The organism is Streptomyces sp. NPDC051569, assembly GCF_044454085.1.
Classification (GTDB): domain Bacteria; phylum Actinomycetota; class Actinomycetes; order Streptomycetales; family Streptomycetaceae; genus Streptomyces.
Window position 1 is genome coordinate 83962 of record NZ_JBITDJ010000004.1, and the last position, 11709, is coordinate 95670.

Annotated in this window: 13 protein-coding genes; 4 read left to right on the forward strand and 9 right to left on the reverse strand. The window is 72.6% G+C overall.

Annotation, left to right across the window (positions count from 1 at the left end; translation table 11 throughout):
• Nucleotides 1-14 precede the first annotated feature (14 nt).
• The 9 genes from ACIBAE_RS08585 to hisD form a co-directional block, all read right to left on the reverse strand.
• The gene (locus ACIBAE_RS08585) at nucleotides 15-1277 is read right to left on the reverse strand and encodes an MFS transporter (RefSeq protein WP_399283180.1); all 1263 of its coding nucleotides are present in this window, start codon (nucleotides 1275-1277) and stop codon (nucleotides 15-17) included.
• 186 nt (nucleotides 1278-1463) lie between these two features.
• The gene (gene hisF, locus ACIBAE_RS08590) at nucleotides 1464-2219 is read right to left on the reverse strand and encodes an imidazole glycerol phosphate synthase subunit HisF (RefSeq protein ID WP_399283182.1); all 756 of its coding nucleotides are present in this window, start codon (nucleotides 2217-2219) and stop codon (nucleotides 1464-1466) included.
• Entirely contained in the window at nucleotides 2216-2647 is a 432-nt protein-coding gene (locus ACIBAE_RS08595; RefSeq protein ID WP_399283184.1) for a RidA family protein, read from the reverse strand. Before ACIBAE_RS08595 ends, hisF begins: the two co-directional genes overlap by 4 nt.
• Before the next feature lie 14 nt (nucleotides 2648-2661).
• A complete protein-coding gene (gene priA / locus ACIBAE_RS08600; protein ID WP_399283778.1) occupies nucleotides 2662-3387 on the reverse strand; it encodes a bifunctional 1-(5-phosphoribosyl)-5-((5-phosphoribosylamino)methylideneamino)imidazole-4-carboxamide isomerase/phosphoribosylanthranilate isomerase PriA in 726 nt (241 codons plus the stop codon).
• 8 nt (nucleotides 3388-3395) lie between these two features.
• Complete coding sequence (gene hisH, locus ACIBAE_RS08605; protein ID WP_399283186.1) at nucleotides 3396-4031, reverse strand: imidazole glycerol phosphate synthase subunit HisH; 636 nt, start codon at nucleotides 4029-4031, stop codon at nucleotides 3396-3398.
• Nucleotides 4028-4195 carry a hypothetical protein gene (locus ACIBAE_RS08610; RefSeq protein WP_399283188.1) on the reverse strand — a complete coding sequence of 56 codons (168 nt, stop codon included), beginning with the start codon at nucleotides 4193-4195 and terminating at the stop codon, nucleotides 4028-4030. Before ACIBAE_RS08610 ends, hisH begins: the two co-directional genes overlap by 4 nt.
• Nucleotides 4192-4785, reverse strand: a complete 594-nt coding sequence (hisB, locus tag ACIBAE_RS08615) for an imidazoleglycerol-phosphate dehydratase HisB (protein WP_399283190.1) — start codon at nucleotides 4783-4785, stop codon at nucleotides 4192-4194. The genes ACIBAE_RS08610 and hisB overlap by 4 nt, the downstream gene beginning before the upstream one ends.
• Entirely contained in the window at nucleotides 4782-5933 is a 1152-nt protein-coding gene (locus ACIBAE_RS08620; RefSeq protein ID WP_399283191.1) for a histidinol-phosphate transaminase, read from the reverse strand. Before ACIBAE_RS08620 ends, hisB begins: the two co-directional genes overlap by 4 nt.
• The gene (gene hisD, locus ACIBAE_RS08625) at nucleotides 5930-7252 is read right to left on the reverse strand and encodes a histidinol dehydrogenase (protein WP_399283193.1); all 1323 of its coding nucleotides are present in this window, start codon (nucleotides 7250-7252) and stop codon (nucleotides 5930-5932) included. The genes ACIBAE_RS08620 and hisD overlap by 4 nt, the downstream gene beginning before the upstream one ends.
• A gap of 231 nt (nucleotides 7253-7483) precedes the next feature.
• Between hisD and ACIBAE_RS08630 the strand changes: the two genes are divergently transcribed.
• The 4 genes from ACIBAE_RS08630 to ybaK all read left to right on the forward strand — a co-directional run bounded on the left by ACIBAE_RS08630 (nucleotide 7484) and on the right by ybaK (nucleotide 11571).
• Nucleotides 7484-9028, forward strand: coding sequence for an oxidoreductase (locus ACIBAE_RS08630; RefSeq protein WP_399283780.1), 1545 nt, complete (start codon nucleotides 7484-7486; stop codon nucleotides 9026-9028).
• A 133-nt stretch (nucleotides 9029-9161) separates the two neighbouring features.
• Nucleotides 9162-10190 (forward strand): hypothetical protein, encoded by a 1029-nt coding sequence (locus ACIBAE_RS08635; protein WP_399283195.1) that lies wholly within the window; start codon nucleotides 9162-9164, stop codon nucleotides 10188-10190.
• A 5-nt stretch (nucleotides 10191-10195) separates the two neighbouring features.
• Complete coding sequence (locus ACIBAE_RS08640; RefSeq protein ID WP_399283197.1) at nucleotides 10196-10936, forward strand: LON peptidase substrate-binding domain-containing protein; 741 nt, start codon at nucleotides 10196-10198, stop codon at nucleotides 10934-10936.
• Nucleotides 10937-11070: 134 nt separating this feature from the next.
• Nucleotides 11071-11571, forward strand: a complete 501-nt coding sequence (gene ybaK, locus ACIBAE_RS08645) for a Cys-tRNA(Pro) deacylase (RefSeq protein ID WP_399283199.1) — start codon at nucleotides 11071-11073, stop codon at nucleotides 11569-11571.
• The last annotated feature ends 138 nt before the right edge of the window (nucleotides 11572-11709 follow it).

Consider the following 11709-nt stretch of genomic DNA (forward strand, 5'->3'; position numbering starts at 1 on the left):
CGGACCGGGGCTGATCAGGCGGGCAGTTCGGCGGTGCGCAGGGCCGTGGAGGCCAGGCCGATCAGCCCTCCCGTACCGCACACCGCCGCGCTGACGACGAAGACCGGGCCGGTGCCCCAGAGGCCGACCGCCGTGCCGGTGAGCGGATAGCAGAGGGGTGCGACGCCGAGGGTGAAGAGGGTCGCGACGGAGGTGACCCGGCCCAGGTATTCCGGGTCGGCGGCCGTCTGGAGGAGGGCTCCGGTGAGCGCGCCGCTCAGTCCGGCCAGCAGGCCGATGGCGACCCCGGCGACGGTCGCCAGGGCGACCGAGGGTGCGAACGCGAGGGAAGCGAGGGCGACGGATCCCGCGCACAGGGCGGAGGACTGGACGAGTCCGGCGCGCGCCACCCGTCCCCGTACGGTCAGCAGCAGGGAGCTCGCCCCGGCCCCGGCCCCGAAGGCCGCGACGATCCAGCCCATGCCGCCGGCGCCCCAGCCGCGTTCCTGGACGAGCAGGGTGAGCCCGATGTTGAGCGGGCCGACGAAGCCCAGTTCACCGACGGCGATGACGAGCATCAGCGGGGCGAGGACGCGGTGGCGGCGGATGTGGCTCAGCCCGTCGCGGAGTTCACCCCAGGCGGTGCCCGCCGCGCCGGCCGCCGGGTCCTTGGCGCGGCCCGGGGCCATCCGTACGGCGAGGAGCAGCGGCAGCGACACCGCGAACAGCGCCCCGGCCACACCGAACGCGGTCACCGGACCGCCGAGTGCCACGGCGAGCCCGCCGAGCGGCGCCCCGGTCACATTCGCGACGCGCGCGGCGAGCCCGCGCATCCCCTGGACCCGGGCCAGCTGCCCGGGCGTGGTGATCCGGGGCGGCAGGGCGCCGACGGCGGGCAGGAAGAGGGCGTCGACGGCGCCGAAGACCAGCGCGACGGTGATCAGCAGCCAGAGGGTGGGGGTGGTGAACAGCAGCGCCGCCGCCACACCCAGGATGAGGACACAGCGCGCCGCGTCGCTGCCGATGACGACCCGGCGCGGCCCGAACCGGTCGGCGAGCACGCCCCCGCCGAGCATCAGCACGGCGCGCGGCACGGCCCCGGCGGCGAGCACGAGCCCGGCCTGCGCGGGGCTCCCGGTGCGGACCGCCGCCCAGGACAGCGCCATGTAGTAGACGCTGTCCCCGACCGCCGACGCCGTATAGGCGCCGAGCCAGCGCAGGACGTTCCCGTCCTGGTGAGCGGGACGCTCGGGCACCGGGACGGTGCCGGCGGGCAGGGGTATGACGGGGGAGCTCATAGGAAGCCGATCCTCTCAGGGCTCCGGGGAGCGCACGGCCCCGGGGAGCACGTGGAGGGTCGGGAGCACGTGGAGGGTCGGGAGCACGTGGCGCCCCGGGAGCACGTCGAGGGTCGGGGCAACCCGTCACGCGCGTACGCGCCGCACGGGATACCCGTCACGCGCGCACGCGCCGCCGTCAGCGCCTCAGCGCACCGGGTGGCCCGCTTCCCGCAGTGCGTCCTTGACCTGGGCGATCCGCAGGTCGCCGAAGTGGAAGACGGAGGCCGCCAGTACGGCGTCGGCGCCCGCCGTGACGGCCGGGGGGAAGTCCGCGAGGCGGCCCGCGCCTCCGGAGGCGATGACGGGCACGGTGACGTGCCGGCGTACGGCCGCGATCATCTCCGTGTCGTAGCCGTCCTTCGTCCCGTCCGCGTCCATCGAGTTGAGCAGGATCTCGCCCGCGCCCAGTTCCGCCGCCCGGTGTGCCCACTCGACGGCGTCGATGCCGGTGCCCTGGCGCCCGCCGTGGGTGGTGACCTCGAACGACCCCGACGCGGTCCGCCGCGCGTCGACCGACAGCACCAGCACCTGGCGCCCGAAGCGTTCGGCGATCTCGCGGATGAGGTCCGGCCTGGCGATGGCCGCCGTGTTGACGCCGACCTTGTCCGCGCCGGCCCGCAGCAGCTTGTCGACGTCGTCCGGGGTACGGACCCCGCCGCCGACGGTGAGCGGGATGAAGACCTGCTCGGCGGTGCGGCGCACCACGTCGTACGTCGTCTCACGGTCGCCGGACGAGGCGGTGATGTCGAGGAACGTCAGCTCGTCGGCGCCCTCGGCGTCGTACAGCTTGGCCATCTCGACCGGGTCGCCCGCGTCGCGCAGGTTCTGGAAGTTGACGCCCTTGACGACCCGGCCGCCGTCCACGTCCAGGCAGGGGATGACACGTACGGCCACGGTCATGCGGGCTCTCCCTGGAAGGCTTCGACCTCGACCTCGACGACCAGGCTCGGGTCGATGAATCCGGCGACGACGATCATCGACGCGGCCGGCCGTACGGCGTCGAAGAGCTCCTTGTGGGCGCGGCCGACATCGTCGGCGTCCCGGGCGTGGGTGATGTACATCCGGGTGCGCACCACGTGTTCGGCGCCCAGGCCCAGCTCCTCCAGCGCCTTGACGGCCACGCCGAAGGCGGTCTTCGCCTGCTCGTACGGGCCGCCCTCCGCGATCCTTCCGCCGACCACCGAGGTGCAGCCGGAGACCAGGACGAGGCCGTTCGGGAGCCGTACCGCGCGGGAGTAGCCGAAGGACTCCTCCCAGGGGCCGCCGGACGAGATCTTCCGCACGCCGCGCGCCGAGCTGTCGCCGCCCACCGGGCCGTCGCCGCTCATCGGGCCACCGCCGGTCATCGGGCCACCGCCGCGAGCGCCTCTTCCAGGGTGAACGCCTTCGCGTAGAGCGCCTTGCCGACGATCGCGCCCTCGACTCCGGCGGGTACGAGCGTGGCCAGCGCGCGCAGGTCGTCCAGCGAGGAGACCCCGCCGGAGGCGACGACCGGCTTGTCGGTCGCGGCGCAGACGTTCTTCAGCAGCTCCAGGTTGGGGCCCTGCAGAGTGCCGTCCTTGGCGATGTCCGTGACGACGTAGCGGGCGCAGCCCTCGGAGTCGAGGCGCGCGAGCGTCTCGTAGAGGTCGCCGCCGTCGCGGGTCCAGCCCCGGCCGCGCAGGGTCGTGCCGCGTACGTCGAGGCCGACGGCGATCCGGTCGCCGTACTCGGCGATGATCTTCGCGACCCATTCGGGGGTCTCCAGCGCGGCGGTTCCGAGGTTGACCCGGGTGCAGCCGGTCGCGAGGGCCGCCGCGAGCGAGGCGTCGTCGCGGATGCCGCCGGACAGCTCGACCTTGACGTCCATGGCCCCGGCGACCTCCGCGATCAGGTCGCGGTTGTCCCCGGTGCCGAAGGCCGCGTCGAGGTCGACCAGATGCAGCCACTCGGCGCCGGAGCGCTGCCAGGCGAGCGCGGCTTCGAGCGGCGAGCCGTACGACGTCTCCGTACCGGACTCGCCGTGGACGAGCCGTACGGCCTGGCCGTCGCGGACATCGACGGCCGGGAGGAGTTCGAGCTTCGGCACAGGAGGCATCAGAGGGTTCCGATCCAGTTGGTCAGCAGCTGGGCGCCGGCGTCGCCGGACTTCTCGGGGTGGAACTGGGTGGCCCACAGTGCACCGTTCTCCACCGCCGCGACGAAGGGCTCGCCGTGCGTGGACCAGGCGACCCTGGGGGCGCGGATCTTCGGGTTGGTGACCTCCAGGCCCCACCGGTGCACGGCGTACGAGTGCGTGAAGTAGTAGCGGGTGTCGGCGTCGAGCCCCGCGAACAGCTCGCTGTCCGCCGGCGCCTCGACCGTGTTCCACCCCATGTGGGGGACGATCGGGGCCTGGAGCGGCTCGACCGTGCCGGGCCACTCGTCGAGGCCCTCGGTCTCCACGCCGTGCTCGATGCCGCGCTCGAAGAGGACCTGCATGCCGACGCAGATGCCCAGGACCGGGCGGCCGCCGGAGAGCCTGCGGCCGATGATCCACTCGCCCCGGGCGGCGGTGAGCCCGCGCATACAGGCCGAGAAGGCGCCGACGCCGGGGACGAGCAGCCCGTCGGCGTTCATCGCCCGGTCGAAGTCGCGGGTGATCTCGACGTCGGCGCCGGCCCGTGCGAGGGCGCGTTCGGCCGAGCGGACATTGCCGAATCCGTAGTCGAAGACGACGACGTTCTTGGTCATGCCCAGATCCCCTGGATCCGCAGCACGCCGGCGAGCAGGCAGAACACCGAGCACAGGCCCAGGAGCACGATCACACCCAGGGGCAGCTTCTGCTTGTGGAAGGAGTAGACACCGCCGGCGAGGAAGAGCCCTACGACGATCAGAATGGTGGACAGGCCGGTCACAGGGCGCCCTTGGTAGAAGGAAGAATGCCCACCGCGCGCGGGTCGCGCTCGGAGGCGTAGCGCAGCGCGCGGGCGAGGGCCTTGAACTGGCACTCGACGATGTGGTGCGCGTTGCGCCCGTACGGGACGTGGACGTGCAGCGCGATCCGGGCCTGCGCGACGAACGACTCCAGGATGTGCCGGGTCATCGTCGTGTCGTACTCGCCGATCATCGGCGCCATGTTCTCGGGCTCGGTGTGCACCAGATACGGGCGGCCCGACAGGTCGACGGTGACCTCGGCGAGCGACTCGTCCAGCGGGACCGTGCAGTTGCCGAAGCGGTAGAGGCCGACCTTGTCGCCCAGCGCCTGCTTGAAGGCGGCGCCGAGGGCGAGCGCGGTGTCCTCGATGGTGTGGTGCGAGTCGATGTGCAGGTCGCCCTCGGTCTTGACCGTGAGGTCGAACAGGCCGTGCCGGCCGAGCTGGTCGAGCATGTGGTCGAAGAAACCGACGCCTGTCGATACGTCGACCTTGCCGCTGCCGTCGAGGTCGATCTCGACGATGACGGAGGTTTCCTTGGTACTGCGTTCCACCCGGCCGATACGGGTCATGCGCTCTGCTCCTTCTTCAGATCACGTACCGCGTCGAGGAACGCGTCGTTCTCGGACGGGGTGCCCGCGGTGACCCGCAGCCTGCCCGGTACGCCGTTGTCACGGATGAGGACACCCCGGTCGAGGATGTGCCGCCAGGCCGCGTGGGCGTCCTCGAAGCGGCCGAACTGTACGAAGTTCGCGTCCGAGTCGGTGACCTCGAATCCGAGGGCGCGCAACTCGCCGACCAGGCGGTCCCGCTCGGTCTTGAGCTGTTCGACGTACCCCAGCAGCGTATCCGTGTGCTCCAGCGCGGCGAGCGCGGTGGCCTGGGTGACGGCGGAGAGGTGGTACGGCAGGCGCACCAGCTGGACGGCGTCGACCACGGCGGGGTGCGCGGCGAGGTAGCCGAGGCGCAGTCCGGCCGCGCCGAACGCCTTGGACATCGTGCGGGACACGACGAGCCGTGGCCGCCCCTCGATGAGGGGCAGGAGGGACGCGCGGTGGCTGAATTCGACGTACGCCTCGTCGATGACGACGAGGGACGGTTTCGCCGCCTGGGCGGCGTCGTGGAGGGCGAGCACCGTGCCGGCGTCGACGGCCGTGCCCGTCGGGTTGTTGGGCGAGGTGATGAAGACGACATCGGGCCGGTGCTCGGCGATGGCCGTACGGGCCGCCGCCACGTCGATGGTGAAGTCGTCGTGGCGCGGCCCGGAGAGCCAGCCGGTGCCGGTGCCGCGCGCGATGAGGCTGTGCATCGAGTACGAGGGCTCGAAGCCGATCGCGGTGCGGCCGGGCCCGCCGAAGGTCTGGAGCAGCTGCTGGATGACCTCGTTGGAGCCGTTGGCGGCCCATACGTTGGCCGTGGTCAGCGGGTGTTTCCCGGTGCGGGTGAGATAGGCGGCCAGCTCGGTGCGGAGCTCGACCGCGTCCCGGTCGGGGTAGCGGTTGAGCCCGCGTGCGGCCTCGGCGACCCGCTCGGCGATCCGCTCGACGAGCGGCTCGGGCAGCGGGTACGGGTTCTCGTTGGTGTTCAGCTGTACGGGGACGTCCAGCTGGGGCGCGCCGTACGGGGTCCTGCCGCGCAGCTCGTCCCGGACCGGCAGGTCGTCGATGCCGGACGAACCGGTGGCGGATGCTCCTGGGCCGACTGACTCGGGACCGGTCATGCGCCGGGCACCTGCCAGTCGAAGCGCGCCTTGAGCGCCGCGCCGTGCGCGGGCAGGTCCTCCGCCTCCGCCAGCGTCACGACGTGGTGGGTGACCTCGGCGAGGGCGTCCCTGCTGTAGTCGACGATGTGGATGCCACGCAGGAAGGACTGGACGGAGAGCCCGGACGAGTGACAGGCGCAACCGCCGGTGGGCAGCACGTGGTTGGAGCCCGCGCAGTAGTCGCCGAGCGAGACCGGGGCGTACGGGCCGACGAAGATCGCGCCGGCGTTGCGGACCCGCCCGGCCACCCCGGCCGCGTCGGCGGTCTGGATCTCCAGGTGTTCGGCGCCGTAGGCGTCGACGACCCGCAGGCCGTCGTCGAGGGAGTCGACCAGCACGATCGCGGACTGCCGGCCGGTCAGCGCGGGGACGACGCGGTCCTCGACGTGCTTGGTCGCGGCGACCTGCGGGGCGAGTTCCTTCTCGACCGCGTCGGCCAGCTCGGCCGAGTCGGTGACGAGGACGGCCGCGGCGAGCGGGTCGTGCTCGGCCTGGCTGATGAGGTCGGCGGCGACGTGCACCGGGTCGGCGGTGGAGTCGGCGAGGACCGCGATCTCGGTGGGTCCGGCCTCGGCGTCGATGCCGATGCGGCCGGTGAAGTAGCGCTTGGCGGCGGCGACCCAGATGTTGCCGGGGCCGGTGACCATGTTCACCGGGGGGCATTCGTCGGTGCCGTACGCGAACATCGCGACGGCCGTGGCGCCGCCCGCCGCGTACACCTCGTCGATGCCCAGCAGCGCGCACGCGGCGAGGATCGTCGGGTGCGGCAGCCCGCCGAACTCCTTCTGCGCGGGGGAGGCAAGTGCGATGGACTCGACCCCCGCCTCCTGCGCGGGCACCACATTCATGATCACGGACGAGGGGTAGACGGAGCGGCCGCCCGGCGCGTAGAGGCCGACGCGCCCGACCGGCACCCACTTCTCGGTGACCGTGCCGCCGGGTACGACCTGGGTGGTGTGCGGGGAGCGGCGCTGCGCGCGGTGGACGAGCCTGGCCCGCCGGATCGACTCCTCCAGGGCGGCGCGAACGGCTGGATCGAGCCCTTCCAGAGCGTCGGTCAGAGCCGCTACGGGCACCCGGATCCGCTCCAGTCTCACGCCGTCGAAGGTCTCCGCGTACTCGATCAGCGCCGCCGTGCCCCGATGACGCACGTCCTCACAGATCGGCCGCACCTTCTCCAGGGCGGCTTCCACGTCGAACTCGGCACGGGGCAGCAGGTCACGCAGGGCGCCACCCTCGGGGAGGGTGTCGCCGCGCAGATCGATTCGTGAGATCACGGGGCCAATTCTCGCAGACCGGATCAGGCCGCCGGACGCGCGTATCACTGGCTGATACACGCCACGCACGTCACCCGTCACCACGAGCGTTCAACACATCACTCAGGGGGAACAAGGCTTATTACAGGCCATCTGTAACCATCTGTGCGCAATCACGGGGAAGCGGAGGCGGCAGTGACCGAGCCGCAGAACGACGAATCTCCCGACTGGCTCAGCGCGGCGGAACTCGGCATGTGGCAGGCGTTCCGCAACGGCAGTACGTACGACCTGAGCACCTCGGACCCCCTGCTGGACGATCCCTTCTCGGACATCCCCTGGGGCACGGACCGCAGCGTCCGCGCCCGGGTCATGGCTCTGCTGCTGCTCAGCGGGCCGCCCGCGCTGCCGGGCCGGGTCGCGGCGCTCAAGCTCCGGGGGGTGCAGATCACCGGGACGCTGAATCTCGCGGGCGGCACCATCGCGCCGTACGTGGAGCTGAACCACTGCCGCTTCGAGAACGAGGTGGTGCTGCCCGAGTCGCACTGGACCACGCTGCGCATGGCCGCCTGCGCGATCCCCCGGCTGGAGGCCGCGCGGCTGCACACCGAGGGCGACCTGCACCTGCCGCGCTGCCGGGTCGCGCAGGGCATCCGGCTGACGGACGCCCAGATCGGTACGGATCTGCTGATCAGCCAGATCGAGGTGCGCCCCGACCGGATCGGCGTGGCGATCGCCGCCGACGGGATGTGTGTCGCGCAGGACCTCCAGGCCGAACAGATCGAGACGTACGGCGAGGTCAGTCTGCGGGGCGCGAAGGTCGGGGTGTCGCTGAGCCTGCGCGGCAGCCGGCTGCGGTCCGCGCGCGACCGGCGGGCGCTCAACGCGCCCCGTCTGACCGTCGAGCGGACCCTCCACATGACGGGCGCGTGGACGAGCGGGGAGGTGGAGGAGGACGGTTCGACTCCCCCGTACGGCGTCGCCTACGACGGCACCCCGGCGCGCGGCACCCGGCTGCGGCCCTTCGAGTGCCGGGGCGGGGTGCGGCTGGACGACGGACGGTTCGGCGACGCGGTGGACCTGGACGGGGCGCGTTTCTTCCTGGCGCCCACGGAGGAGCTGTCGCTGCGCAGGATCGTCACGCCGGAGCTGCGCTTCAAGTGCGAGCGGGCCGAGGAGGGCCGGGTCGTGCTGAGCGGCGCGAAGATCGTCACACTGGTCGACATGTCGACCAGCTGGCCCGGTCCCGGCGGCCTGGCCATGGGCGGTCTGGTGTACGAGAACCTCGTCCCGTTCGGCCACTTCCCCCTCGACCGGCGCCTGGAGTGGGTGGCCGCCGCGACGCCGGAGTACGCCCCCGAGCCGTACGAGCGGCTGGCGCAGGTGCTGCGGGCCGGCGGCGAGGACGCCGACGCGCGCGAGGTGCTGCTCGCCAAGCAGCGGCGCCGGCGCGAGACGCTGCCGCTCGCGGCGAAGCTCTGGGGCTACCTCCAGGACTGGACGGTGGCGTACGGCTACCGCCCGGGCCGGGCGGCCCTGTGGATGGCGGTGCTGTGGGGCGCGGGCACGATCGGCTTCTCCCGCTACGCGCCGCCGCCGATGCAGTCCGCGCAGCATCCGCAGTGGAATCCCGCGCTCTACGCCCTGGATCTGCTGGTGCCGGTGGTCAATCTCGGCCAGGACGGCTACTGGCGGCCGGAAGGCGTCGGGCAGTGGGCGGCCGCCGCACTGATCGTGCTCGGGTGGATTCTCGCCACCACCGTCGCGACGGGCACCTCCCGCCTCCTGAGACGGGACTGACCCGCCGGGAGGGCCGGCCCGTCGCCCCCCGAGCGCTTTCTTTGCCTTGCCTTGACTTTGGACGGGACAACCATCCGCCCGCTACCAAAGTTTCACAGCCGCCCTCTGGCGCCGCCACGACCTGCGGTTTTCAATGGTCCGCACCATGTCATTGCTTCGTGCCCTGATCGGCACCGCGCGTATGGTCCGGCACACCCCGCATCTCGCCGGCGGGCTGCCGCCCGACGACGCGGTGCTGCTCGACGCCCCCGACGAGCGGCTCGCCCCCGCACTGGTTTCGGCCGCTCTCGGCGACTACGACCGCGCCGCGAAGCTGCTCGCCACCACGCGGGAATCAGCCGAATGGGAGAACCGCGACCGCTATGTGACGCGGCTCGCCGCCTTCGCCCACGGCCGGGACGAGTGGCTCACCGACTGGCTGCGCGCCGCGCCCCGCGACCCGGACGCGCTGCTCGTCAAGGCCGAACTGGCCGTCCGCAGGGCCTGGGAGGCCCCGGCCCGCGCCGAACGGCTGCGGGAGACGGGCCCGCTGATCGACGCGGCCGCCGACGGCGACCCGCGCGACCCGGTGCCCTGGCGTATCGCGCTCGACCACGCGCGCGGCACGCACGCCGCCCACACCACCTTCGAGTCGCTGTGGGAACGGGCCGTACGCCGCTCCTCGCACCACTACGGCTGCCACGTGTCCGCCCTCCAGTACCTCTCGGCCGAGTGGTACGGCTCGCACGGCGAGTGCTTCGACTTCGCCGAGCAGGCGGCGTTCGACGCGCTGCCGGGCTCGCTGGTGCGGGCGCTCCCCCTGCGCGCCGCCTTCAACCGGCTGCTGAGCGGCGAGCCCACCCCCGTACAGCTGGACAGGATCGATTCGGCGGCCGACCTCGCCGTCGAGGTCTCCGCCGAATACCGTCCCGGCGATCCCTGGCCGGCCGAGGTACGCAATCTGCTGGTGTACGTCCTGGTCGCGCGGGGACGCTGGACGGCGGCGCTGGAGCAGTTCCGGCTGATCGGCCCGTACGCGACGTCCTTCCCCTGGACCTGTTTCACCGATGATCCGCTGGGTCAGTTCCTCGAAACGCGGGACGCCGTACGCCTTCAGGTGGCCTCAGCCATGCCTTTGCGGGGCCGGGCAGACCGGAGAAGGCCCCGCGGCCATTACGCTTGAGCGTTGTGACCACCGCGCGCCTCCCTCTCTTCCCGCTGAACACGGTGCTTTTCCCGGGCCTTGTCCTGCCGCTCAACGTCTTCGAGGAGCGCTATCGCGCGATGATGCGCGAGCTGCTCAAGACGGACGAGTCCGAGCCGCGCCGCTTCGCCGTGGTCGCCATCCGCGACGGGCACGAAGTCGTGCCGACGGCGGCCGGGATGCCGGACCCGGCCGGCCTGCCCGAGCGCGGGCCCACCGGCGGTTTCGGCCCCGAACCTCTCACCGCCTTCCATTCGGTGGGCTGTATCGCGGACGCGGCGAACATCCGCGAGCGGCCCGACGGCAGCTTCGAGGTACTGGCCACCGGCACCAGCCGGGTCGGACTGCTCTCGGTCGACGCGAGCGGCCCGTATCTGACGGCCGAGCTGGAAGAGCTCCCGGAGGAGGCGGGCGAGGAGGCGGGCCCGCTCGCCGAGGGCGTCCTGCGCGCGTTCATGAATTACCAGAAGCGGCTGGCCGGGGCGCGCGAGCGGACCCTCACCGCGAGCGACGAGCTGCCCACCGAGCCCTCGGTGGTGTCGTACCTGGTCGCCGCCGCCGCCATGCTCGACACCCCGACGAGGCAGCGGCTGCTGGAGACCCCGGACATCGCGAGCCGGCTGCGCGAGGAGCTGAAACTGCTGCGGGCCGAGACGGCGGTGATCCGGCATCTTCCCTCGCTGCCGATGACCGAGCACACCCAGGTCCCGATCAGCCCCAACTGACGCCCACCGAGCTCGGCGCAGCCCACGCACGCGGCCCGCACCCCACGCGCGCGATCCGCACCCACGTCGCGTACCGCACCCGCGCGCGAGCCACACCGACTTCACGAACCCAACCGACTCGGGGGACAGGCGCCTTGGCGAAGAAGTCCAAGAAGCAGCAGGCAGGAGGCACACCGGCGACGGTCGCGCTGACCGCCTCCGGTACGGCGTACACCCTGCACGCGTACGAGCACGACCCGGCGTCACCCTCCTACGGCGAGGAGGCGGCACAGGCACTGGGTGTCTCCCCGGACCGGGTCTTCAAGACCCTGGTCGCCGATGTCGACGGCGAACTGACCGTGGCCGTCGTCCCGGTCGCCGGCTCGCTCGACCTCAAGGCCCTCGCGGCGGCGGTCGGCGGCAAGCGGGCCGCGATGGCGGACCCGGCGGCGGCGGAGCGTACGACGGGGTACGTGCGCGGCGGCATCTCCCCGCTGGGCCAGCGCAAGCGGCTGCGTACGGTCCTGGACGCGTCGGCGCGGGCCCACGACACGATCTGCGTCTCGGCGGGCCGCCGCGGCCTGGAGGTCGAGGTGTCGCCGGCGGACCTGGCGGCCCTCACGGCGGCGGTCCTGGCCCCCATCGGCCGCGCCTGACCCGGCCGGGGGCCGTACGCGGGGCGGCGGCGCCGACCCGCGGCACACCGTGACGTGCCGGGCCGTGACATGCCACGCCGTGACGTGCCGGGCAACGCCGTGACGTGCCGGGCAGCGCCGTGACGTGCAGCGCCGCGC